21 protein-coding genes are annotated in these 24,771 nt (G+C 60.2%); 20 read left to right on the top strand and 1 reads right to left on the bottom strand.

Annotated features, from left to right (window positions below; genetic code table 11):
* Window positions 1-174 precede the first annotated feature (174 nt).
* Entirely contained in the window at window positions 175-1,101 is a 927-nt protein-coding gene (locus ABH912_RS04030; RefSeq protein ID WP_429509683.1) for a 2-hydroxyacid dehydrogenase, read from the bottom strand.
* A 272-nt stretch (window positions 1,102-1,373) separates the two neighbouring features.
* Here ABH912_RS04030 and gabT point away from each other — a divergent pair, with 272 nt between their 5' ends.
* The 20 genes from gabT (at window position 1,374) to ABH912_RS04130 (ending at window position 24,549) form a co-directional block, all read left to right on the top strand.
* Window positions 1,374-2,666 carry a 4-aminobutyrate--2-oxoglutarate transaminase gene (gabT, locus tag ABH912_RS04035; RefSeq protein WP_429509684.1) on the top strand — a complete coding sequence of 431 codons (1,293 nt, stop codon included), beginning with the start codon at window positions 1,374-1,376 and terminating at the stop codon, window positions 2,664-2,666.
* A gap of 95 nt (window positions 2,667-2,761) precedes the next feature.
* Entirely contained in the window at window positions 2,762-3,418 is a 657-nt protein-coding gene (locus ABH912_RS04040) for a 2-haloalkanoic acid dehalogenase (RefSeq protein WP_033062157.1), read from the top strand.
* A gap of 45 nt (window positions 3,419-3,463) precedes the next feature.
* Entirely contained in the window at window positions 3,464-3,952 is a 489-nt protein-coding gene (locus ABH912_RS04045; RefSeq protein WP_008055821.1) for an Lrp/AsnC family transcriptional regulator, read from the top strand.
* Window positions 3,953-4,289: 337 nt separating this feature from the next.
* Window positions 4,290-5,060, top strand: coding sequence for a DUF4198 domain-containing protein (locus ABH912_RS04050; RefSeq protein WP_231670608.1), 771 nt, complete (start codon window positions 4,290-4,292; stop codon window positions 5,058-5,060).
* A gap of 28 nt (window positions 5,061-5,088) precedes the next feature.
* On the top strand, window positions 5,089-6,294 hold the full coding sequence (locus ABH912_RS04055) for a DUF1624 domain-containing protein (protein ID WP_429509685.1): 1,206 nt from the start codon (window positions 5,089-5,091) through the stop codon (window positions 6,292-6,294).
* A gap of 66 nt (window positions 6,295-6,360) precedes the next feature.
* A complete protein-coding gene (locus tag ABH912_RS04060; RefSeq protein WP_429509686.1) occupies window positions 6,361-7,704 on the top strand; it encodes an OprD family porin in 1,344 nt (447 codons plus the stop codon).
* A 125-nt stretch (window positions 7,705-7,829) separates the two neighbouring features.
* Entirely contained in the window at window positions 7,830-7,970 is a 141-nt protein-coding gene (locus ABH912_RS04065; protein WP_429509687.1) for a hypothetical protein, read from the top strand.
* A gap of 95 nt (window positions 7,971-8,065) precedes the next feature.
* Window positions 8,066-10,627 carry a nitrite reductase large subunit NirB gene (nirB, locus tag ABH912_RS04070; RefSeq protein WP_429509688.1) on the top strand — a complete coding sequence of 854 codons (2,562 nt, stop codon included), beginning with the start codon at window positions 8,066-8,068 and terminating at the stop codon, window positions 10,625-10,627.
* Window positions 10,627-11,007, top strand: coding sequence for a nitrite reductase small subunit NirD (gene nirD, locus ABH912_RS04075; RefSeq protein WP_429509689.1), 381 nt, complete (start codon window positions 10,627-10,629; stop codon window positions 11,005-11,007). The genes nirB and nirD overlap by 1 nt, the downstream gene beginning before the upstream one ends.
* Window positions 11,004-11,444, top strand: coding sequence for a CBS domain-containing protein (locus ABH912_RS04080; protein ID WP_429509690.1), 441 nt, complete (start codon window positions 11,004-11,006; stop codon window positions 11,442-11,444). Before nirD ends, ABH912_RS04080 begins: the two co-directional genes overlap by 4 nt.
* An 891-nt stretch (window positions 11,445-12,335) precedes the next feature.
* Window positions 12,336-12,779: a CopD family copper resistance protein gene (locus tag ABH912_RS04085; protein ID WP_429513039.1), complete on the top strand. Its 444-nt coding sequence runs from the start codon at window positions 12,336-12,338 to the stop codon at window positions 12,777-12,779.
* A gap of 116 nt (window positions 12,780-12,895) precedes the next feature.
* Window positions 12,896-14,245 (top strand): coproporphyrinogen III oxidase, encoded by a 1,350-nt coding sequence (locus ABH912_RS04090; protein ID WP_429509691.1) that lies wholly within the window; start codon window positions 12,896-12,898, stop codon window positions 14,243-14,245.
* A 22-nt stretch (window positions 14,246-14,267) separates the two neighbouring features.
* A complete protein-coding gene (hemN, locus tag ABH912_RS04095) occupies window positions 14,268-15,656 on the top strand; it encodes an oxygen-independent coproporphyrinogen III oxidase (protein WP_429509692.1) in 1,389 nt (462 codons plus the stop codon).
* A gap of 248 nt (window positions 15,657-15,904) precedes the next feature.
* On the top strand, window positions 15,905-18,118 hold the full coding sequence (gene nosR, locus ABH912_RS04100) for a transcriptional regulator NosR (protein ID WP_429509693.1): 2,214 nt from the start codon (window positions 15,905-15,907) through the stop codon (window positions 18,116-18,118).
* A gap of 53 nt (window positions 18,119-18,171) precedes the next feature.
* Window positions 18,172-20,094 (top strand): TAT-dependent nitrous-oxide reductase, encoded by a 1,923-nt coding sequence (nosZ, locus tag ABH912_RS04105; RefSeq protein ID WP_429513041.1) that lies wholly within the window; start codon window positions 18,172-18,174, stop codon window positions 20,092-20,094.
* Between the two features lie 27 nt (window positions 20,095-20,121).
* Complete coding sequence (locus tag ABH912_RS04110; protein WP_429509694.1) at window positions 20,122-21,411, top strand: nitrous oxide reductase family maturation protein NosD; 1,290 nt, start codon at window positions 20,122-20,124, stop codon at window positions 21,409-21,411.
* The gene (locus ABH912_RS04115; protein ID WP_429509695.1) at window positions 21,408-22,331 is read left to right on the top strand and encodes an ABC transporter ATP-binding protein; all 924 of its coding nucleotides are present in this window, start codon (window positions 21,408-21,410) and stop codon (window positions 22,329-22,331) included. Before ABH912_RS04110 ends, ABH912_RS04115 begins: the two co-directional genes overlap by 4 nt.
* Window positions 22,328-23,158, top strand: coding sequence for an ABC transporter permease (locus ABH912_RS04120; RefSeq protein WP_223430115.1), 831 nt, complete (start codon window positions 22,328-22,330; stop codon window positions 23,156-23,158). The genes ABH912_RS04115 and ABH912_RS04120 overlap by 4 nt, the downstream gene beginning before the upstream one ends.
* Before the next feature lie 33 nt (window positions 23,159-23,191).
* Entirely contained in the window at window positions 23,192-23,695 is a 504-nt protein-coding gene (locus ABH912_RS04125) for a nitrous oxide reductase accessory protein NosL (protein WP_429509696.1), read from the top strand.
* A gap of 110 nt (window positions 23,696-23,805) precedes the next feature.
* On the top strand, window positions 23,806-24,549 hold the full coding sequence (locus tag ABH912_RS04130; RefSeq protein ID WP_429509697.1) for an SDR family NAD(P)-dependent oxidoreductase: 744 nt from the start codon (window positions 23,806-23,808) through the stop codon (window positions 24,547-24,549).
* The last annotated feature ends 222 nt before the right edge of the window (window positions 24,550-24,771 follow it).

Raw genomic sequence — 24,771 nt, forward strand, 5'->3', positions numbered from 1 at the left:
CCCGGAGGGTAGAGGGGACTGACCGTGGTGCTTGTACTGGATTTGGCGACCTGAAAATTTCGAGTCGAACTCAGGTTTCGAAAACAGTGAAGATCTGCTCCCTCTCCCCCTTGGGGAGAGGGCTGGGGTGAGGGGTGGCCTTAACAGACACCCCAAATACCAAGTCATACACACTCAATAACCCTGTTTTCGATCAATCTGACCGGCCATCAACTCCCCCCGCTCATACCGCCGGATATTCTCCAACAACACCCCAAACGCACTCTCCGGCTGCGTCATCGCGGCAATATGCGGTGTCAGCAGAATCCGCGGATGATCCCAAAACGGATGATCCGACGGCGCTGGTTCTTCCTGCAGCACATCGAGTACCGCGCCACTGAGCTGCCCGCTGTCCAGCGCCTCCAGCAAGTCACTTTCCACCAGATGCCCGCCACGGCCCATGTTGATCAACGCTGCGCCATGGGGCAATTGCCGGAACAACTCACGATCAAGAATGCCCAGAGTCTGTTCAGTCAGTGGCAGCACGCACAACAAAATATCGCACTGGCTAAGGAACGCCGACAGTTGCTCGCGCCCGGCATAGCACTCCACGCCTGCGACCTGATGTGCACTGCGCGCCCAACCCGACAAGGCAAAGCCCAATGGCTGCAATGTCGCCAGAATCTGCTGAGCCTGGGTGCCAAGGCCCATCACACCGATCCGCCGCGTGGCTGCCGGTTGCAGCAAGTGCGCCTGCCAGCACCGCGCCATTTGCTGCTGGCGATAGCGAAGCATGTCCCGGTGCAAGCTGAGTACGGCAAAACTGGCGTACTCACACATGCCGCGGGTGATGCCGGGGTCCAGCAGGCGCACCACCGGCAAGCTCGCGGGCAAGCGACTGAGGTCCAGTTGATCGACTCCGGCGGACAACGCGAACAACACTTTCAGGTTCGGCAGCAGCGTTTCCAGATCATCCGGTGCCTGCCATGCGGCCAGGTATTCAATCTCAGCCGGATCACCGATGTCCGGCCAGGCGCGCCATTCGATATCCGGGGCGTGTTCGGCAAACAGCGCTTTCCACTGTTCGCCGCGCACAGGGTCAGCTTTATAAAGCAGGGCCATGGGCATGTCCTGAAGGATGAAGGTGCTGAACATCATCGCGCAACGTCGGCGCAGGATCTGTCGAAAGGGCCGGGTTAAACGGGTTTCGCGATGTTCGATCGGCGACGGCCCGGCAGATTCGGCGGGCGAAAGGAATCTGCCGTTTGGCAGGGTGAAAACAGTCGATCCGAATTTCTCAGGGGCCAAGTTCGGCGTAGATCGTTTCGCGCAAGGCTTAACCTGAACACCATCGCAACCACCTCCCGGTTGCCGGACTCACGATGGGAAATGCCATGAATAGCAAAGTCGACGAAACCCCTCATTTGCTCCGTCAGCGCGATCAATTCGTGCCGCGTGGCCTGGTTACCGCTCACCCGTTGGTGATCGATCGCGCCCAAGGTGCCGAGTTGTGGGACGTGGACGGCAAGCGCTACCTGGATTTTGTCGGCGGCATCGGTGTGCTGAACATCGGTCACAACCACCCGAAGGTGGTCGCTGCGGTGCAGGCGCAATTGCAAAAGGTCTCTCACGCCTGTTTCCAGGTGGTGGCCTATAAGCCTTATCTGGACCTGGCCCAGCGCCTGTGCGAAATGATCGGTGGCAAGGAAGCGTATAAAGCGGCGTTCTTTACCTCTGGTGCCGAGGCGGTGGAAAACGCGGTGAAGATCGCCCGCGCCCACACCAACCGCTCGGCAGTGATCGCCTTTCGCGGTGGCTTCCACGGCCGCACCTTGCTCGGCACCACGCTGACCGGCATGAGCCAGCCGTACAAACAGAACTTCGGGCCGTTCGCGCCGGAGGTCTTCCACACCCCGTATCCCAATGCCTATCGCGGCGTCACCTGTGAGATGGCGCTCAAAGCCCTCGACGAGTTGCTGGCCACCCAGGTTGCCCCTGAGCGTGTCGCCGCGATCATCATCGAACCGGTGCAGGGCGACGGTGGTTTCCTGTCAGCGCCGGCAGCGTTTCTCCAGGCCCTGCGCGCGCTGACGGAAAAGCACGGCATCGTGCTGATTCTCGATGAAATCCAGACCGGTTTCGGCCGTACCGGCAAGTGGTTCGGTTTCCAGCACGCGGGCATTCAGCCGGACCTTGTGACCGTCGCAAAGAGCCTGGCCGGTGGCTTGCCGTTGTCCGGGGTGGTCGGCAAGGCTGAGATCATGGACGCGCCGCTGCCCGGTGGCCTGGGCGGCACGTACGGTGGCAACGCCTTGTCCTGCGCCGCCGCGCTGGCGGTGATCGAGGCCTTCGAGGAAGAACAGCTGCTGACCCGCGGCGAAGCACTGGGCGAGCGTTTGCGTCAGGGGCTGCTACGTTTGCAGGCACGCCATGCACAAATCGGCGACGTGCGCGGCACCGGGTTCATGCTGGCGATCGAACTGATCAAGAATGACCCTGCCCGCACGCCGGACGCCGACCTGAATCAGCGACTGATCGATGAAGCCCGGGCCGGCGGTTTGCTGGTGATCAAATGCGGTGTGTACCGCAACGTGTTGCGCTTCCTCGCACCGCTGGTGACCACCGAAGAACAAGTCGATGAAGCGCTGAAGATTCTTGAAGCGGCATTGGCACGCGTCTTGAACTGAGCTCATGGCCGCTCGGGGCGGTGCCACAAGGCATCGTCCGTGAGCATTTATGGAGCATGGATTGATCGAATGCATCATCGGAGGCTTTGCGCACCATGGGGCTGACTGAATATCGAGCACTGCTCATCGATTGCGATGAGGTCCTGGTCGATCGGGACTCGGGTGTCTGGACGGCACTGCAACCGCTGCTGGACAGCCGAGGCGGTCACCCGGACAAGGAACAGGTGCTGGCCGAATACAGCGAGGTGGTACGTGCGCTGTATCCGCGTTTCGCTGAGCTGGGTTTTAGTGGCCTGCTGTGTTTCGCCCATCGCCAGCTGGCCGAGCGTTGGGGCCTGAAAGCCAGCTGGGAGGAGGGCATGAGCTTTGCGCGTTCGGTGGCCGGCTGGTCGCTGTTCGAGGACGCGCCCGGGGCGATGTTGTACCTGCGCAAGTTCTACCGCTTGCTGGTGCACGGCGACCGGGATGCCGAGGATCGAGGGTTGCTGTGTGAGCGACTGGGGATTATGCCCGACGATTTCATTTCACTGGCCAGCGACCCGTTGCTCGATTCAGAGTGGTTAAAAGCCAACGACCTTGAACCCGGCAGCATCCTGCAAGTGACCCGTCCTTCGGCCGGTCGACAGGCGGCCAAAGACGTGTGCCTGATCTGTCGCGGCCGGTCAAAACACCCTACGCCGTGCGCTGCGGATTACTGTATTAACAGCATGGCGGATCTGGTAGCTCAGCATCAGCTGTCTTTACGGCGCTGATTTTGCTAGAAGATTGTCTTACAAACGGCAGTCAAGAGGTACGCAATGGAAGGGTTAGTCAAACTGGACCGAATCGACATCAGCATCCTGGTGGAGCTGCAAAAGGACGGGCGCATGACCAACGTCAGCCTGGCCGATGCCGTGGGCTTGTCGGCCAGTCCCTGCCTGCAAAGGGTCAAACGGCTTGAGTCGGCCGGGTATATTTCCAGCTACAAGGCGCACCTGAATCTGGCCAAGATCACCGATTCGGTGACGGTGTTTACCGAAATCACCTTGAGCGACCACAAGCGCGAAGACTTCGCCAAGTTCGAGTCCAATATCCGTCTGGTGGACGAAGTGCTCGAATGCCATTTGATCAGCGGTGGCTACGATTACCTGGTGCGCTTCATGACCCGCAGCATCCAGCATTATCAGGAAGTGATCGAAAGCCTGCTGGACAAGAACATCGGCATCTCCAAGTACTTCAGTTACATCGTGATCAAATCTCCGGTACTCAAGGACGGCGTGCCGCTGCGAAAATTGCTGCGCCACTGAAAGTCTCCAATCTCAAAACCAATACAAATCCCCTGTGGGAGCGAGCTCGCTCCCACAGTTGTTTTGCAGTGTCGCATTGCACTGCGCTTGGACATCGGGCCGGCAGAACCGCCCAAGGCGCTTCATCCTGGCGCAAGCCGCATAAACGGCTGTTTCAAGCCACAAAAACAGTTGCCGATTGCCCCGCATGCGCTGATTTCAGAGAAAAGCGCAAAAGTCTCTGCGCTGTAATGCGTACAGAGAGAGGGGCGCGGTTTTTGAAGTCGCTGATTCGACAGGATGAGGCAGCTGCAAAAAATCGCTGAATAACACCAATCGGAGTGTAAAAAAGATGCGAATGAGCAACGCAAAAGCACTATTGGGTTTTGGCGTCTTCTTGCTGGCGAGCAGCAGCGAGGCGCATCAAATCTGGTATGAACAACCACCCGGGCAACCCCTGGCGTTGTACTACGGGGAATATGACAAGAACATGCTGGAAGTCACGCCGGGCGGGATGGACCGGTTCCAGCAACTCAAGGGCTGGTCGATCAGCAACCGGTCCCAGCCATTAACGCTGACCTTGCAGCGCCAGGCCTTTGCGGTGGCGCATCAAACCCGGGCAGATGACTCGCTGTTGGCCCAGGACCCGCACTATCCGATTTTCGACCTTCATGAGGCGGACAAGGCGCTGAAGACTCACTGGACGCCAGCAACCCGCTGGGTTGGCGACTTGCGCGCGCGCACCCCGGAACTGACCCTGGACATCGTGCCCACCGGCGTCGCCGATGCAGGCAAGGCGCAGTTCCAAGTATTCTATGCGTCCACACCGTTGGCCAACCAGGACGTGGTGCTGGAAACCGGCTCCGGTGAAGTGTTCACCCAGCGCACCGATGCCGCGGGCAAAGTCAGCTTCGAGCTGCCGTGGCAGGGCACCTACGTGGTGGCCGTGGAATACAAGGACCGCACGCCGGGCGAACGCATCAGTCCTCAAGGCAAGGCCGAACCGTTCGATATAAAGAGCTTCAGTTCGACACTGTCGTTCTATCGATCACAGGGCCAGACGCCGTTGCCGCGCGCGCCGTCGCAGTTGCCGGCATCGGAAGTCGCCAGGCTGAAGAAACAGGCCTGACCCCTCGACCACACCATGAGTGACTGATATGACCCCATCTTCAGGATTGGCAGGGCGGGCGACAACCGCTTCCCCTGCGCTTGCAACCAGTGCCGTCAAGGCCAACACCCGCATGCTGGCGATCGACGCTCTGCGCGGTTTCGTCATGCTGTTGATGCTGATCGACCATGTACGGGAAACCTTTCTGCTGCACCGTCAGGTCACCGACCCGATCGATGCGTTGAGCGTCACGCCGGACCTGTACTTCACCCGCATGCTCAGCGAAATCTGCGCGCCGGCATTCATCTTCCTCACCGGTTTGTCGGCCTGGCTGTACAGCCAGAAACACACGGCGAAAGAAACCTCGGTGTTCCTGCTCAAGCGCGGGTTGTTCCTGGTGTTTCTCGAAGTCACCTTCGTGTGCTTTGCCTGGAACGCCGAGTTCCCGCCCAAGACCCTGTGGCTGCAGGTGATCTGGTGCATCGGCATCTGCATGATCGTGCTTGCCGGGTTGCTGCACTTCAAACGCAGTTGGTTGATCGTGCTCGGCGTGGCCATTGTCGCCGGGCACAACCTGCTCGATGGCGTGACCGTGGGGCCGGAGTCGCCGTTCTTCGTGCCGTGGTCGATCCTGCATCAGCGGGTGTTCATCGACATCACCGAGTTCACCCGGGCCCGCACCACGTACCCGGTATTGCCGTGGATTGGCGTGATCCTGCTGGGGTGGGGGATCGGGCCGTGGTTCGGCAAGGACATGAACCCGGCCGAGCGGATTTCCCGCCTGCTGAAACTGGGCGCCGGCCTGCTGGTGGCGTTCGTGTTCATTCGCTACTTGAACGTCTATGGCGAGAAGCCTTGGGTGCAGACCGGTGACTCGTTGCGCACCTTCATGAGTTTCATGAGCGCCAAGAAGTACCCGCCCTCGTTGATGTTCCTGATGCCGACGATTGGCCTTTCGCTGATCTTGCTGGCGCTGTTCGAGAAGCTGCAGGATCGCTGGTCCACCGCGACCCTGGCGATCTACGGCGGGGCGCCGATGTTCTTCTATTTGCTGCACTTGTACGTACTCAAGGCCATGTACCTGGTGGCGGTCGCGATCTGGGGCGCCAATCAGGGGGCCTACTATGGCTTCGACAACCTGCCCACGGTGTGGCTGTGGAGTGTGATCCTCGGGGTGTTGCTGTTCTTCCCGACGCGCTGGTTCGCCAACCTCAAACAGCGCCGCCGCGATATCGCGATCCTTAAATACCTTTGAGGTGACCGACGGTGTCCCCCGTTCGGCGGGACACCTTGCAGACCCCGAACTCTGTGGAGTTGCACTGTGAAAACCCTATCGACGCATACCCTGCTATTGGCATTGGGCGGGCAGTCCCTGCTCGCCCTGGCTTCAGAGCAAGACACCGCAAAAGGCTTTATCGAAGACAGCCAATGGAGCCTGCTCAATCGCAGCCTCTACGACCGTCGCGACTATGAGCACGGCTCACTGAGCAATGGCGCGCGCAATGCCTTCAAGCCCCGCGCCGAACGCAGCGACCTGGCCGAGGAGTGGGCTTATGGCCTGATGGCCGATTTCACCTCCGGCTACACCGCCGGCACCGTGGGTATGGGCCTGGATGCTCATGTCTATTCCGGCTGGGAACTGGACAGCGGCGGCGGGCGGGCCGGCAAGGCGCGGGTGGTGGGCGTGGACAATGACGGGCACCCCAAGGATGAATTCAGCCGTGGCGGCGCCGTGGCCAAGCTGCGGTTTTCCTCGACGGAATTGCGTTACGGCGAGCAGCGGGTGAAAACCCCGGTGTTCGGTTCCTCCGACAGCCGCTTGCTGCCGGAGACCGCCACCGGCTGGCTGCTGACCAGTCGCGAACTGCCCGCCACCACCCTGTACGGCGGGCATTTCAACGAAAGCACCGACCGCAACGCCACCAGTCATGACCAAGGCTTTGTGGTCAATTACTCCAACGGCAAACAGGGCGACAGCTTTGATCTGGTGGGGGGGCGCAACACGGCAGTCAAAGGGCTCAACGCCAGCCTGTTCAGCGCGGATTATGCCGACACCTGGCGACAGCACTATCTGGGCGCGGTCTACACCCAGCCGTTGGCGGAAGGCCAGGACCTGATCTTTGATCTCAATCTTTACCGAACCCAGGACACCGGCAAAGCCTTGTCCGGCCGCATCGACAACACCACCTGGAGTTTGCTGTCGACCTACAAACTCGGGGCCCACAGCTTCGGCCTGGGCTACCAAAAGGTCGATGGCGACACGCCGTTCGATTACGTGACCCGTGGCGCGATTTACCTGAGCAACGCCGTGGCGCTGTCGGATTTCAACGCGCCCCAGGAGGCATCCTGGCAAGCGCGTTACGATCTGAACATGGTCGGTTACGGCATTCCCGGCCTGACCTTCGGCGCACTGTACGTGCGCGGCAGCGGCATCGACGGCACGCACATGGACCCGAACGGCGGTTACAAATGGCTGGGTTACGGGCAGGGCGGCAAGCACTGGGAATGTGATCTGCAAGCCAAATACGTGGTGCAGTCGGGCGTCGCGAAAAACCTCTCGTTCAGCCTGCGCCATGCGGTTCATCGCGGGAATGCGGCGCAAGCGGAGCTGGACGCCAATCAGATCCGCCTGGCGATCGAATACCCGCTGGGTGGCAAATTCTGATCCGGAACGGAATCGCCTTCGTGCACTTTTATAAGGCCGCGCCATACGCCTCTGCACTATGCGAAGGCAAATATCGGGCGCTCATGGGCACCTGTAGTCAACGTTTACTGGCGCAAGGACTGCCAATGGCCGACTGGCACAAAGTCTGCAAGACACTGTTCAGGCCCACTGTGAAAGCAGTTGAGTGGGCAGCCCCCTCGGTCAACGACGATCGATTGGCCGAACAGGTCGCGGGCAACATCGGTGGTTCCGGCATAGATGCCTGACTTAGCACCGTAAACGAACAGGCAAAGACGCCTGGAACCGCAAGGTTTCAGGCGTTTTTTTTTGCTTTTTGAACAGCTATCGACGGGTGTCTCTTATGAATTCCAATGTTGCCACTTTGAACAAGCTGCAAACGCTGATCGTGATCGGCAATGGCATGGTCGGACATCATTGTGTCGAACAGCTGATCGAACGTGGTGCCCTTGATCACTATCGCCTGCACGTGTTCAGCGAGGAGCCGATGCGTGCCTACGACCGTGTGCACCTTTCCGAGTATTTCTCCGGCCGTGATGCCGAGTCACTGGCCCTCGGCGAAGCCTCGCTGTACCAGACCCCTGGCGTCACGCTGCATCTGGGGGTGCCGGTCCTGGAAATCGACCGTGCACGCCGCCAGGTGATCACCGCGCAAGGCTGTGTCTCCTACGACAAATTGGTGCTGGCCACCGGGTCCTATCCGTTTGTGCCGCCAATTGAAGGCGCCGAGGGCGATTCGCGCCTGGTGTATCGCACCCTTGAAGATCTCGACGCCATTCGTGCTGCGGCAAGCAACGCCCGACGCGGTGTGGTGGTCGGCGGTGGCTTGCTCGGCCTGGAAGCGGCCAACGCCCTGAAAAGCCTGGGGCTGGAAGCCCATGTGGTGGAATTCGCCCCGCGCCTGATGCCGGTGCAACTGGACGAGTACGGTGGCCTGGCGCTCAAGGCGCAGATCGAACGCCTCGGCGTGGGTGTGCATTTGTCGCGCGGTACGCAATCGATCAGCGCAGGCGAGGAATACCGCTACCGGATGAACTTCGCCAATGACGAATTTCTTGAAACCGACCTGATCGTGTTTTCCGCCGGTATCCGTGCGCAAGACGCACTGGCCCTCCAATGCTCGCTGGAAGTCGGCCCGCGCGGCGGGGTAGTGATTGACGATCAATGCCTGAGCAGCGATCCGAACATCTACGCCATCGGCGAGTGTGCCGCGTGGAACGGCAGTATTTTTGGCCTGGTCGCCCCCGGTTACCAAATGGCGCGCGGTGTTGCCGCATTGCTGTGCAACGAAACGGCTGAGCCGTTCATGGGCGCGGACATGTCGACCAAGCTCAAGCTGCTGGGCGTCGATGTTGGCTCCATCGGCGACGCCCACGGCAACACGCCGGGCGCGCGCAGCTATCAGTTCATCGACGAAACCACGGCCAGCTATCGACGCTTGGTGGTGGACGCAACCGGCAAGCACGTCATCGGTGCGGTGCTGGTCGGTGACAACAGCTATTACGACACGCTGCTGCAATACATGCAGAACGCGATTGCGCTGCCGGCGGAACCCGCCAGTCTGATTCTGCCATCGTCCGAAGGCGCGCCGACCCTCGGTCCGGGCGCGTTGCCCGAAGCGGCCACGGTGTGCTCGTGCCACAACGTCACCAAGGGCTCCATTTGCTCGGCCATCGACGGTGGCTGCACCGACCTCGGCCTGCTCAAGTCGCAGACCAAGGCCTGCACCGGTTGCGGTGGTTGTGCCGGGCTGCTCAAGCAGGTCTTCGAACATGAGCTGATTGCCCGTGGCGTCAGCGTCGACAAGAGCCTGTGCGAACACTTTGCCTATACCCGCCAAGAGCTTTATGCGCTGGTGCGGGTAGAAGGGGTGATCACCTTCGAAGAACTGCTGGCCAAGCATGGCCGTGGCCACACCGGTTGCGACGTGTGCAAACCGGCGGTGGGCTCGATCCTCGCGTCGTGCTGGAACCAGCCGATCATGGACGCATCGCTGGTGCCGCTGCAGGACACCAACGACACGTTCATGGCCAACATGCAGAAAAACGGCACCTATTCGGTGGTGCCCCGCATCCCCGGTGGCGAGATCACCGCCGACAAACTGATCGCGATCGGTGTGGTGGCGAAGAAATACGACCTCTACACCAAAATCACCGGCGGCCAGCGTATCGACCTGTTTGGCGCGCAGTTGCATGAACTGCCGGACATCTGGGCCGAGCTGATTGAAGCCGGTTTCGAAACCGGGCATGCCTACGGCAAATCGACCCGGACGGTGAAGTCGTGCGTCGGCAGCACCTGGTGCCGTTATGGCGTGCAGGACAGCGTGCAAATGGCCCTGACCATCGAGGACCGCTACAAGGGCCTGCGCTCGCCGCACAAGCTCAAATTCGCGGTGTCCGGTTGCACCCGCGAGTGCGCCGAGGCCCAGAGCAAAGACGTTGGCGTAATCGCCACCGAGAAAGGCTGGAACCTTTACATCGCCGGCAACGGCGGCATGCGTCCACGTCACGCCGAGCTGTTCGCCACCGACCTCGACGATGAAACCCTGATCCGCTACATCGACCGTTTCCTGATGTTCTACATCCGCACTGCCGACAAATTGCAGCGTACCTCGGTGTGGCGCGAAAGCCTGGAGGGCGGCCTCGATTACCTCAAGGATGTGATCATCAACGACAGCCTCGGGCTGGGTGAAGAACTCGAATCGCAGATGCAACTGGTGGTCAACCGCTATGAATGCGAGTGGGCCAACGCCCTCAAAGACCCGGAAAAACTCAAGCGTTTCCGTACCTTCGTCAACGATAAACGCCCAGACCCGGACATCCACTTTGTCCAGGAACGCGGCCAGCGGCGCCCGATCATGGCCGCCGAACTCAACCTTATCCCTGTTACCGAGGAGATTGTCTGATGAGCCAGTCCAGTACCCAACGCATCGATTCCCTGGAAAACACCGAGGCCTGGCAAACGGTGTGCGAGCAACAGGACCTGGTCAGCAACTCCGGCGTCGTGGTCTGGCTCGACGGCGCGCAAGTGGCGTTGTTCTACCTGCCGGGTGCCGAGGGTCGGACCCTTTACGCCATCGACAACCATGACCCGCAATCCGGGGCGAATGTGATTGGTCGCGGGTTGGTCGGCAGTATCAAGGGGGATCTGGTGGTTGCATCGCCGATCTACAAACAGCATTTCCGCCTTGAGGACGGCAGCTGCCTGGAGTACCCGCAACAGCGTCTGCGTGTCTGGCCCGTGCGGTTGAACAGCGGTGTGGTGGAAGTCGGGGTGCACTTATGAAAACAGCCGCACAGCTGCTGAAACTCAAGGTCGTGCAAAACCGGCAGGTGCATAGCATCGCGCCCGATGAAATGGTGCTTGAAGCCCTGAGGGTAATGGCCGAGAAGAACGTGGGTGCGCTTCCGGTGATCGAGGGCGGGCAGGTGGTCGGTGTGATCAGCGAGCGTGACTATGCGCGCAAGGTCGTGCTGCAGGGGCGCTCTTCGGTGGGTACGCCGGTGCGCGACATCATGAGCGCGCCCGTGGTGACCGCTGACAGTCAGCAGAGTATCGAGCGTTGTATGGCGGTCATGACTGACAGTCATCTGCGTCACTTGCCGGTGGTGGATGGCGGCGAACTGATTGGGCTGTTATCGATTGGGGATTTGGTCAAGGAGGCCATCGTTGAGCAGGCTGATCTGATTCGGCAGCTGGAGCATTACATTCGCGGGCACTGAACATGGTGTTCATTTAAGGTTTGGGGTACATATCCGTTGCTGCGGTCACGGCGACTTAGGGTTCCGCCCTTACGGCGGGTCACTTGGAAAAGCGCCAAGTAACCAAACGCTCTTGCCCCTGACGTACGGTGCCTCGCTTAGGCTCGGCATGCCCTCGCTCCGGTCCTGCTCCGTGGGCCCGCCGCCATCGGCCATCCATGGCCGGGGGCGGCTACCGCGGCATCCTTGCCGCGGTGCCCACTGCGCAGAACCTGCGCTCAGCCTTCCGACGGGGCAGATCAAGATCAGAAGCAAGATCAAAAGCAAGATCAAAAGCCCGGCGTTGTACCTGTGGGAGCGAGCCTGCTCGCGAAAAACGTCCGGACACCGCGTTCATTCAGACAGCACGCGTTATCGTTTACATTTTTCGCGAGCAGGCTCGCTCCCACAGGGGAATGCGTACGCTTGAAGAGACAGGTCGGCCGGTAGGCCGCCTCGCGGTGCTTTTGCGGTATTCGCCCCCTCGAGAGGCCGAGTGGAGGTTCTGCGCAGTGGGCAACCCGGCATGGATGCCGGGTTAGCCGCCCCCGGCCATGGATGGCCGATGGCGGCGGGCCCACGGAGCAGGACCGGAGCGAGGGCATGCCGAGCCTGGGCGAGGCACCGAACGACAGGGGCAAGAGCCCTTGGTTACTTGGGGCTTTTCCAAGTGACTCGCTGTAAGAGCGAAACCGCCAGCAGCCATCACCGCAGAAATGGATATGCACACAAGCTTGAGTGTTTTGCGGCTTTCTTGATCAGTGTCAACCGCATAGCCAGGCAGGCTCTGTAGTCTCCAGAGACCGACAGCCAGTGCGCTCACCCCCAATGTTCGCCGTAGCGCGGGTTGCCTTGACCCAAGGCGAAAACACCATGATCTATCCGCTGATTCTGACCTTGCACCTGTTTGCCGCGCTGATCTTCATCGGCACGGTGTTCTTCGAAGTCCTGTTCCTGGAAAACATCCGCAAACAGCTACCCGCCAGGGTGATGCTGCTGGTGGAGCAGGGCATCGGTCGCCGCGCTCGCTCACTGATGCCGTGGGTGTTGCTGGTGTTGTTCGGTGCAGGACTCGGCATGGTCTGGTTGCGCTACTTGCCAGCCCTGGCCTCACCACTGGCCTCGTCGTTCGGCACATTGCTGGCGTTGAAAATCGCGGTGGCCGTGAGCGTGCTGCTGCATTTCCTCGGCGCCATGTTCTTGTTCAAAAGCGGCCGAATGAGCCCGCGATACCTGCACTTCATCCACGGCAGCCTGTTCTGCCACATGGTCGTGATCGTGCTGCTGGCCAAGGGCATGTTTTACCTGACGTGGTAATCGGGGCTGACCGGTGGTCCGTTGTGCAGACACTTCGCTTGCGCTTGACGCAAATCAAGGAGCATTGATGGTTAAACCCGGAGACTGTAAATCCGCAGCCAGTCTCGGAGACCGTCATGCTCGATTTATTTCACAACCCCGGCGAGTTCGTGATCGCTCGGTGCGATCAAGGCGTGCTTGACCCTAACTGTCATGCCGACACGCAAAAATTTCATGACGGTATTGGCTCACTGGACCTGCTTCGTGCATTGCGCGTCAGCCGCCAGAAGTGCCGACCGCTGTCCCTGAACGTGCAGCTGCCTTCCAGCCTCAAGCCGTCTTCCTGTTCCCCTCGCGATGTCGCCGGCGAGCACAGCGGTATCGAGCAGTACCTCCAGCGCCTGGAGCGTGAAATCGACCTCGTCGGTTGTCACCTGGGTGCGGAGCAACGGGTCGAGCAGTTTCATCTGGGTGGCGGAACACCTGCGCCTGCCCATCTGGAGCGGCTGATGAGTCATCTGCGTGGCCGGTTCAACTTTCTTAATCATGAAGGCGGCGACTACAGCGTCGAAGTCGACCTTCACCATACCGACTGGTCGACCATGCGTTTGCTGCGCGACCAGGGATTCAATCATGTGAGCATCGGCGTTCCGGATATCGATGCCGACTGTGACAGGTCGGTGGCCTGCTACCAGAACCCGGCGCCGATCCAGTCGCTCATGGATGCCGCGCGCACCTTTGGCTTTCGATCCATCAACGTCGATCTCGGTTTTGGCCATGCCTGGCAGACGCCCGACAGTTTTGCGCTGAAGCTGGCGACCATTATCGAGCTGGAGCCGGACCGGCTGATGGTGTTCGACTATGCCCGGCCACCACGGCGCTATCGGCCGGTGCTCGGTGACAAAGTCAGAGCGCTGTGCAGCCAGGACGATAAAGGCGCGATGCGCCAGATCTGTTTCGAGCAACTGCTTGGCGCGGGCTATCACTACATCGGTCTGGGGCAATTTGTCCGGCCTGATGATGATCTGGCGATCGCCCAGGAGCGCGGCCGGTTGCGCCGTACCTGTGAGGGTTTCTCCCGTCACGGCTATTGCGATCATGTTGGATTTGGCTTGGGCGCCATCAGCCAGATCGACGATTTGTACACGCAAAACACTGACGAGATTGAACGCTATCTACAGCAACTGGACATGAAGCAATTACCGACGTGTCGAGGCTGGCGCTTCGAGGCGGGGGATCAGATCAGGCAAATGGTCATGGAGCGTCTGGCCTGTGATCAGGAACTGGATATCCGCGCCATCGAGCGGCGCTATGGGCTGGTTTTTTCCAAGTACTTCTCCGCCGTCTGGCCATTGCTGGAGCAATTGAGCCGGGACGGGTTGATCGAGTTATCAGACCGTTTCATCAGCATCCTTCCCGCCGGTCGGCCGGAAGTGGATGCCATCTGCAACCTGTTTGAAAAGGATTTGGGCGGTGCGAAGCATTAACCCCATTGCGAGTTGATCGATCATGAACACGACATTTGATTTCAATCGCGCCCTGGTCGAAAAGTATGACCGCCCGGGGCCGCGCTATACCTCTTATCCCACGGCGCCGCAGTTTCACCAGGCGTTTGCCGTCGACGATTATCAGCGTGCCGCCCGCGACAGCAATCAGGTGGCTGCGCCGAAACCGTTGTCGGTGTACATCCACATTCCGTTCTGCAAGAGCCTTTGTTACTACTGCGCCTGCAACAAAATCATTACTCAGAAGACCCATCGCGCCGTCGAGTACCTGAAGTACCTCAAGCGTGAAATCGCGATGCAGGCGGCCTTGTTCGACAACACCCGCAAACTCACGCAGTTGCACCTGGGGGGCGGCACGCCGACCTATTTGACCAGCGAACAACTGGCGGACCTGATGGACTGCCTGCACCAGGCGTTCAACATGGATGACAGCGACGACCATGAGTTCTCCATCGAGGTCGACCCGCGCACCATCAGCACTGAGCAGATTCAGTCGTTGCGCCAGTTGGGCTTCAATCGCCTGAGCTTCGGCGTGCAGGATTTCGACCCCGACGTACAGGCAGCGGTCAATCGCCAGCAAAGTGAAGAGCAGATTTATGCGCTGGTGGCTGCGGCGCGCGAGGCGCAATTCAAGTCGATCAGTGTCGACCTGATCTACGGTCTGCCCCTGCAAACCGTGCAGAGTTTCGACGTCACCCTCAGCAAGATCATCGCGTTGCGCCCGGACCGGATTGCCGCCTACAGCTATGCGCATCTGCCGGAGATGGTCCGTGCGCAACGGCTGATTCGCCCCGCCGACATGCCGCCACCAGAGCGCAAGCTGGAACTGCTCGAGCTGACCATCCGCCGTCTGACCGAGGCCGGTTACGTCTATATTGGCATGGATCATTTCGCCTTGCCGGATGACGAGCTGGCGCTGGCCCGGGCCAATGGCACCTTGCAGCGTAACTTTCAGGGCTACTCCACCCATGCCGACTGCGATTTGATCGGCCTTGGGGTGTCGTCGATCGGCAAGGTCGGCGACAGCTACAGCCAAAGTGTCAAGGAGCTTTCGCAGTACTACGCGCGTATCGATCAAGGGTTGTTGCCGGTGCATCGCGGTTACCGCTTGAACGCCGATGACCTGCTGCGCCGCGAGGTGATCAGCGACCTGATGTGCCATGGCCGTATTGCGTTCGACAAGTATGAGACGCGGCATGGCATTCGCTTCACCGAGTATTTTGCCGAGGCGCTGGCACAGCTGGGCGAGCACGTGCGCGATGGGCTGCTGCAGATTCACCGCGACGAATTGGTGTTGTTGCCACAAGGTCATTTGATGATGCGCAGTGCCGCGATGGCGTTTGACGCCTATCTGGGCGGTGAACAAAAAGGCCAGTTTTCACGCACAGTCTGAGAGGCAAAACACACTCTTTGTAGCAGCTGGCGAAGCCTGCGTTCGGCTGCGCAGCAGTCGTAAATCCGACTTGCACGGTTTTCCTGATACACCGTGAACTCTGATTTCACGACTGCTACGCAGCCGAACGCAGGCTTCGCCAGCTGCTACCAGGTTTGCGTTGCGGCTGAAAGGGCGGGAGCCTGTTTTCCGGGGCTGAGTTCTTAAGTTGATCTCAATCAAGGGCAGGGGGCGCAACGCTCCCTAACATGACTGAAAGCCCTTTCGAAATCAGCGAACCCATGACAATCCATCAGCCTTCGATACACGCCAACCTGCGCGCCTGGGGCGTCGGGCTGGTGGTTCTGCTGATGCTGATGCACGCCACGTTCGAAGGCGCGCAGGCCAAGCAATACGGTGACATCGAGCAGCAGCGCATCGAAAAAACCTTCCCTCAGACCGATTCCGTTTCTGCCCCCGAAGGCCGGTTCAAGGTGCGCACACTGTCCGCTGCCGGCAAGGTCATCGGTTATGTGTTCCAGAGCCTGGACGTGGTGGATATTCCGGCCTACTCGGGCAAACCGATCAACACCCAAGTGATTCTCGACACGACCGGCATGATTCAGGATGCCTATGTGCTGGAACATCACGAGCCGATTCTGCTGATTGGCATTCCTGAGGCAAAACTTCACGGCTTCAGCGCCAAATACAAAGGCATCAAGGTCAGCCAACGGGTTGTCGTCGGCCATTCCAGTGATCCGAATGCGGTCACCGTCGATGCCATCGCCGGTGCAACGGTCACGGCGATGGTGGTCAACGAGGTCATCATGCGCGCGGCCCACGATGTGGCCGTATCGCTCAAGCTGATCGAGGACACGGGCGGTGTGGTGCGCAAGCCCGCCACCGTGCGCCAGGACTTTTTCGAGCCCGCCACCTGGGAACAACTGACCGGCAACGGCGCCATCCGCCGCTTGAACCTGACCCGTGGGCAAGTCGACGCAGCCTTCAAGGGCACCGATGCCGAAGGCGTCGACAACGCCAGTGCCGATCAGGTCGATGAGACCTTTATCGAACTCTACACCGCCGACCTGAATCCGCCGACCATCGGCCGCGCGCTGTTGGGCGACAACCAATATCGCTTCCTCATGCAAGACCTCAAGCCCGGCGAGCAGGCCATCGCGGTGCTGGGTCGTGGGCTGTTTTCCTATAAAGGCTCGGGGTATGTGCGCGGCGGGATTTTCGATCGGGTGCAATTGCGTCAGTTCGGCAACGTCATCAGTTTTCGCGACATGGACCATCAGCGGCTCTCAGACGTGTTTGCCAAGGGGATGCCGGAATTCACTGAGATGTCGATTTTCATTGTGCGCGAGCCGGCGAAGTTTGATCCGGGATCGCCCTGGTCTCTGGAGTTATTGGTGCGTCGTCAGACTGGTCCGCTCAGTGGCACGTTCAGCAGCTTCGAACTGGCCTATCAATTGCCCGAGCCCTACCTTGAACGGCCACTGCCCAGCGCCGAAGAACTGGCCGCCACCGAGGAAGCCAGCCGGCCAATGTGGTTGAACATCTGGTACCAGAAACACTTCCAGATTGCCGTACTCGGCACCGCGTTGCTGCTGCTGACGGCCATCCTGTTCCTGCAAGACACGTTCACCCGCCGGCCGCGTTTTCTGCACTGGCTGCGTCGCGGTTACCTGGTCTTTACCGTGGTGTTTATCGGCTGGTACGCGCTGGGGCAGTTGTCAGTGGTCAATGTCCTGACCTTCGCCCATGCGCTGTTCGATCACTTTCGCTGGGAGCTGTTTCTCACCGATCCGCTGATCTTCATGCTCTGGGTCTTCGCCGCCGCCAGCATCCTGCTGTGGGGCCGCGGTGTGTTCTGCGGCTGGCTGTGCCCGTTTGGCGCCTTGCAAGAGTTGATCAACGAGGCCGCGCGCAAGTTGAAAATCCCTCAATACGAACTGCCGTTCGCCGTGCATGAACGGCTGTGGGCGATCAAATACATCATTTTGCTGCTGCTGTTCGGCATCTCCCTGGAGTCGATGTCCACCGCCGAGCTGTTCGCCGAGGTGGAGCCGTTCAAGACCGCCATCACCCTCAGGTTCGACCGCCAGTGGTGGTTCGTGCTCTACGCGGTGGCGCTGCTGGTCATCAACCTCTTCACGCGCAAAGTCTATTGCCGCTACATCTGCCCGTTGGGTGCGGCGCTGGCGATTCCGAGCAAATTTCGCCTGTTCGACTGGCTCAAACGCCGCAAGGACTGCGGCACGCCTTGCCAACTGTGCGCCAAGGAATGCGAGATCCAGGCGATTCATCCCGATGGCCGGATCAACGCCAACGAGTGCCACTACTGCCTCGATTGCCAGATGACGTACCAGAACGACAACAAATGCCCGCCGCTGATCAACAAGCGCAAGAAGCGCGGCAAAGCGGCACCCGCTGCTGTGCAACTGATACCTGTCGTGGAAGTGACCGCTCTGGAATAAACCCCGCGAGCGCCTGTCCGCAGTGACCGTTTTTATCCCTTCAAGGAAAACACCTGATGAACGACACAGAATCCAAAAAAGTAGCTGAAGTGCCGGAATCGTCCGGCCTCAGCCGCCGCGGTTTCCTCGGCACCAGCGCGGTGACCGGCGCGGTACTGGCTGGCGCCACGGCCCTTGGTGGCGCGGTGTTCACCCGTGAGACCTGGGCGGCAGCGGCCAAGGACGCGCAACTGAAAACCCACGTCGGGCCGGGCGAACTGGACCAGTACTACGGTTTCTGGAGTGGCGGCCATCAGGGTGAAGTGCGGATCATGGGCATTCCGTCGATGCGCGAGTTGCTGCGTGTTCCGGTGTTCAACGTCGACTCCGCCACCGGATGGGGCCTGACCAACGAAAGCAAACGGATCATGGGCGACAGCGCGCATTTCCGGAATGGCGACTGCCACCACCCGCATTTGTCGATGACTGATGGCAAGTACGACGGCAAATACCTGTTCATCAACGACAAGGCCAACAGCCGCGTTGCGCGTATCCGTCTGGATATCATGAAGTGCGACAAGATGCTCACCGTGCCGAACGTGCAGGCTGTGCACGGACTGCGCCTGCAAAAAGTGCCGCACACAAAATACGTATTCGCCAATGCCGAATTCGTCATCCCGCACCCCAATGACGGCAGCACCTTCGACCTGCAGGACAAGAACAGCTACACCATGTTCAACGCGATCGATGCCGAGAAAATGGAGATGGCCTTCCAGGTCATCGTCGACGGTAACCTGGACAACACCGATGCCGACTACACCGGCAAATATGCCGCTTCGACCTGCTACAACTCGGAGAAGGCCTACGACCTGGGCGGCATGATGCGCAATGAGCGCGACTGGGTGGTGGTGTTCAACATCGAGCGCATCGAAGCGGCGATCAAGGCCGGCAAATTCATCACCCTGGATGGCTCGAAAGTGCCGGTGGTCGACGGTCGCAAAACCGAAGGCAAGGACAGCGCATTCACCCGTTACATCCCGGTGCCGAAGAACCCCCACGGGATCAATATGACGCCCGATGGCAAGTACTTCATTGCCGCCGGCAAACTCTCGCCCACCTGCACGATCATCGCCACCGCCAAGCTGGATGATCTATTCGACGACAAACTCAAGGACCCGCGTGACGCGGTGGTCGGCGAGCCGGAACTGGGTCTGGGCCCGCTGCACACCACTTACGACGGCCGCGGCAATGCCTACACCACGCTGTTTATCGACAGCCAGGTGGTGAAATGGAACGTGGAGGAGGCCGTTCGCGCTTACACCGGCGAGAAGGTCAACTACATCAAGCAGAAACTCGATGTGCAGTACCAACCGGGCCACAACCATGCGTCGCTGACCGAAACCCGCGAGGCCGACGGCCAATGGCTGATGGTCCTGAGCAAATTCTCCAAAGACCGCTTCCTGCCGACCGGCCCGCTGCACCCGGAAAACGATCAGTTGATCGACATCTCCGGCGAGGAAATGAAACTGGTGCACGACGGCCCGGCCTTCGCTGAACCCCACGACTGCGTCATGGCCCGCCGCGACCAGATCAAGACCAAGAAAATCTGGGACCGCAACGACCCGTTTTTCGCCGAAACCGTGGCGATCGCCGCCAAGGACGGGATCAAACTGGAGACCGACAACAAGGTCATCCGCGACGGCAACAAAGTGCGCGTCTACATGACCTCGATGGCCCCGGCCTACGGCCTGCCGGAGTTCACCGTCAAACAGGGTAACGAGGTCACGGTGACCATCACCAACATCGACCAGATTGAAGACGTGACCCACGGCTTCGTGATGACCAACCATGGCGTGAGCATGGAGATCAGCCCGCAGCAGACCTCATCGATCACCTTCATCGCCGACAAGGCTGGCCTGCATTGGTACTACTGCAGTTGGTTCTGCCATGCGCTGCACATGGAAATGGTCGGCCGCATGAAGGTCGAGAAGGCCTGACCGTTGCCCATCGACAGGAGCGAAGCAATGACTGATAGCAAGGGAAACCCGGTGAAGGTCATTGCGCTTGCGCTCCTGCTGATGTCCGGCAGCGCGCTGGCGGTGCAACCCGTCACCACGCTGCCGTTGACGGTGGACGCCGATCAACGCTGGCACCTGCCGGCAGGGGAGTACCGTGGCTCGTTCAGCGTCGATCAGCCGATGCAAATTGTCTGCGAGCCGGGCGCGGTATTTCAGGGCGAGGGGCAGGGCAACGGCTTGATCATCAGTGCGCCGGATGTCGGCATCGAGGGCTGCACCTTTCTGGACTGGGGGCACGACCTCACGGCCATGAATGCAGCGGTGTTTATCCAGCCCAAGGCCCATGGTGCGGTGATCAAAGGCAATCGCCTGCAGGGTATGGGCTTCGGAATCTGGGTCGACGGTACGCAGGATGTGAGCCTGATCGACAACCGCATCCAGGGTGATCCGACGATGCGCTCGCAAGATCGCGGCAACGGCATTCATCTGTATGCGGTGCACGGCGCCAAGGTGGTTGGCAACCAGGTCCGCGACACCCGCGATGGCATCTACATCGACACCTCCAACGGCAACCTGCTGCAGGGCAACACCCTGGAAGACCTGCGCTACGGCGTGCATTACATGTTTGCCAACGATAACCAACTGATCGGCAACACCACCCGCCGTACCCGTACTGGCTACGCCTTGATGCAAAGCCGCAAGCTCACGGTGATCGGCAATCGCTCCGAACAGGATCAGAACTACGGGATCCTGATGAACTACATCACCTATTCAACCTTGCGTGACAACTTCGTCACTGACGTGCGCGACGGCTCGACCGGCGACAGCATGATCAGCGGTGCCGAGGGCAAGGCGCTGTTCATCTACAACTCGCTGTTCAACAGCATCGAACACAACCATTTCGAGCACAGCGCCGTGGGCATCCACCTCACCGCCGGCTCGGAAGATAACCGCATCGCCGACAACGCTTTTGTCGGCAACCAGCGGCAGGTCAAGTACGTCGCCACCCGCTTGCAGGAATGGTCTGCGGAGGGGCGAGGCAATTACTGGAGCGATTACCTGGGCTGGGACCGCAACAACGATGGCCTCGGCGATATCGCCTACGAACCCAATGACAACGTCGACCGTTTGCTGTGGCTGTACCCGCAGGTGCGGCTGTTGATGAACAGCCCCGGCATCGAGTTGCTGCGCTGGGTGCAACGGGCCTTTCCGGTGATGAAATCGCCGGGGGTGCTGGACAGCCATCCACTGATGAAGTCATCCACTCAAACCCTGACCCAGGAGCCCACCTCATGAACGTCATCGACATCGAAGGCGTCAGCCAGCGCTATGGGCATACCACCGTGTTGCATCAGCTCAACCTCAGCCTGGCGGAAGGTGAAGTGCTGGGTTTGTTCGGGCACAACGGCGCGGGCAAGACCACCAGCATGAAACTGGTGCTTGGCCTGCTCCAGCCCAGCGAAGGGCAGGTCAGGGTGTTCGGCCGTTTGCCCAGCGATCCCCACGTGCGGCGCCTGCTCGGGTATCTGCCGGAGAACGTGACGTTTTACCCGCAACTGAGCGGTGTTGAGACCTTGCGCCATTTCGCACGACTCAAAGGCGCCGCGTCCGCTCAAGTGGACGCACTGCTGGAGGAAGTCGGCCTGGCCGGTGTGGCGCATCGGCGGGTCAAGACCTACTCCAAAGGCATGCGTCAACGATTGGGGCTGGCGCAAGCACTGCTCGGCGAGCCGCGTTTGTTGCTGCTAGACGAGCCGACCGTCGGCCTCGATCCCATCGCCACCCAGGACCTTTATCGGTTGCTCGATCGCCTGCGCAGCCAGGGCACCAGCATCATTCTGTGTTCCCACGTATTGCCGGGCGTTGAGGCGCACATCAATCGTGCAGCGATTCTGACCCAAGGTCGCCTGCTGGCCCTCGGCAGTCTCCACAGTCTGCGTGAGGAAGCCGGGTTGCCGACGCTGATTCGCGCCAACGGCCTCAAGCACGCCGGGCCCTTGCAGCAACGCTGGAACAACGCCGGGCACGTTACCGAGCGCTGGGGCGTCGAAGGGCTTGAAGTGGCCGCGATCAATGGCAGCAAGCTCGGACTGTTGCGCCAACTGCTCAATGAAGACGAACCGGCCGACGTGGAAATCCATCAGCCGTCGCTGGAAGACATTTACCGCTACTACATGAGCCGGGCCGGTGCGGCGCCGATCGGGGAGGCCGTATGAACGCTGTCTGGAACATGGCCCGCAAGGAATTCAGCGACGGTTTGCGCAATCGCTGGTTGTTGGCGATCAGTGTGCTGTTCGCGGTGTTGGCCATCGGCATCGCCTGGCTGGGCGCCGCAGCTTCCGGGCAATTGGGTTTCACCTCGGTGCCGGCCACCATCGCCAGCCTCGCCAGTCTGGCAACGTTTTTGATGCCGTTGATTGCGTTGCTGTTGGCCTATGACGCCATCGTCGGCGAGGACGAAAGCGGCACGTTGCTGCTGTTGCTGACGTACCCGTTGGGTCGCGGGCAGATTCTGCTCGGCAAGTTTGTCGGCCACGGGTTGATCCTGGCGCTGGCGACGCTGATTGGTTTCGGCTGCGCCATGCTGGCCATCGCCGTGCTGGTGGACGATGTCGAACTGAGCCTGCTGCTCTGGGCTTTTGGCCGGTTTATGGCGTCGTCGACGTTGCTGGGCTGGGGGTTTCTGGGGCTGGCCTATGTGCTGAGCAGTGTGTCGGCGGAGAAGTCCACGGCGGCCGGGCTGGCGCTGGGCGTGTGGTTCTTCTTCGTGCTGGTGTTCGACCTGGCACTGCTGGCGCTGTTGGTGCTCAGCGAAGGGCAGTTCAACCCGAAAGTGCTGCCCTGGTTGCTGCTGCTCAATCCGGCTGACATCTACCGCCTGATCAATCTCTCCGGTTTTGAGCCCGGCGCCAGTACCGCGGGTGTGCTGACGCTGGGCAGCGATTTGCCGATGCCGGGCTCGATGCTCTGGCTGTGTCTGTCGCTGTGGGTGGTGGTGCCATTGGGCTCGGCCTGGCTGTTGTTTCGTCGCCGGGCGACATGAATTTCCACTTTGATAGTTTTGGAGCAGTTGACGATGAACACCTTTTATCTGACGACGATGCGCGCGGTGGCGGGCCTGATGATGTGCCTGTTGCTGACGGCCTGTGACAACCCGGCGCAAGCCACCTATAGCAGCGCCGCCACAGCCTTTCATCCCAGTGATGAATGCCATGTCTGCGGGATGATCATCAACGGATTTCCCGGGCCCAAGGGCGAAGTGGTCGAGCGGGCCGGGGTCAAGAAATTCTGCTCCACGGCGGAAATGATTGGTTGGTGGTTGCAGCCGGAAAATCATCATGGCGATGCAAAACTGTATGTCCACGACATGGGCCGCAGCCCTTGGAACGCGCCGGATGACGCCCACCTGATCGATGCCAGAGACGCGTTCTATGTGGTCGGCACCCAACTCAAGGGCGCCATGGGTGTGGTGCTGGCGTCGTTCTCCAGTCGCGAGGCTGCTGAAAAGCTTGCTGCTGAACAGGGCGGTCGCTTGCTGCGCTTCAGCGAGATCACTCCGGCGCTGTTGCAGCAACACTAACGACGTCGAAAAAATCTGATCGCGGTCAAGTCGTTTTTTCTTCTCCTGTTCAAAGATAGGGGCTCGCTATGTCCCCAGTGCTTGGCATCCGTGATGCCCAGGAGTGAATGATGAAAACCGAGTTTCAGGATCGTTTGGCGGTGGTCACGGGTGCCAGCTCCGGGATTGGCCTGGCGCTGTGCGCCGCGTTGTTACCGCGCGGTGTCAAGGTGCTGGCGATGTCACGGACCCTGGGTGAACTGCCGGCGTTGCAGCAGATATACGGCGAGCGATTGCAGTGGTTTGCCGGGGATGTCACGAGTCAGCAAGACCTGCGCGAGCTGGCCGAGCGCGCGGCGGCGATGGGCCCGGTGGATTATCTGGTGCCCAATGCGGGGATTGCCGAAATGGCGGACAGCCTTGATATGCAGGCCTTTCAGCGTCAGTGGGCGGTCAACGGTGCCGGGGCGTTGAATACGCTGGCGGCGTTGCGGGGTGAATTGGCGAACCCTGCTTCGGTGGTGTTTGTCGGGAGTTTCCTGACGGGTTCGAGCTTTCCGGGGTTGGCTGCGTGCATTGCCAGCAAGGCTGCGCTCACGGCTCAGGCGCGGACGCTGGCGGTGGAGTTTGCGAGTTTTGATGTGCGGATCAATCTGGTTTCTCCGGGACCGACAGCGACTTCGATGTGGGACAACCTGGGGTTGAGCGAGGGGGAGCTCGGCGACGTTGCGGACACCCTTGGTAAACGTCTGTTGCCCGGTCATTTTCTCGATGCGGCGGCGGTGGCCAATGTGATTGTTTTTCAGTTGTCGCAGGGGGCTCGAGGTGTTTACGGTCAGGACTGGAAGGTCGATAACGGTTACACGTTGGGCTGAATTTTTACGTTTGGAGTACATATCCGTTGCTGCGGTAACGGCTGGTATTGGTTCCGCCCTTACGGCGGGTCACTTGGAAGAGCGCCAAGTAACCAAATGCTTTTGCCCCTGACGTACGGTGCCTCGCTTAGGCTCGGCATGCCCTCGCTCCGGTCCTGCTCCGTGGGCCCGCCGCCATCGGCCATCCATGGCCGGGGGCGGCTACCGCGGCATCCCTGCCGC

Origin of the sequence: Pseudomonas sp. BT76 TE3572, from assembly GCF_050435365.1 — a bacterium.
Lineage (GTDB): Bacteria > Pseudomonadota > Gammaproteobacteria > Pseudomonadales > Pseudomonadaceae > Aquipseudomonas > Aquipseudomonas fluorescens_W.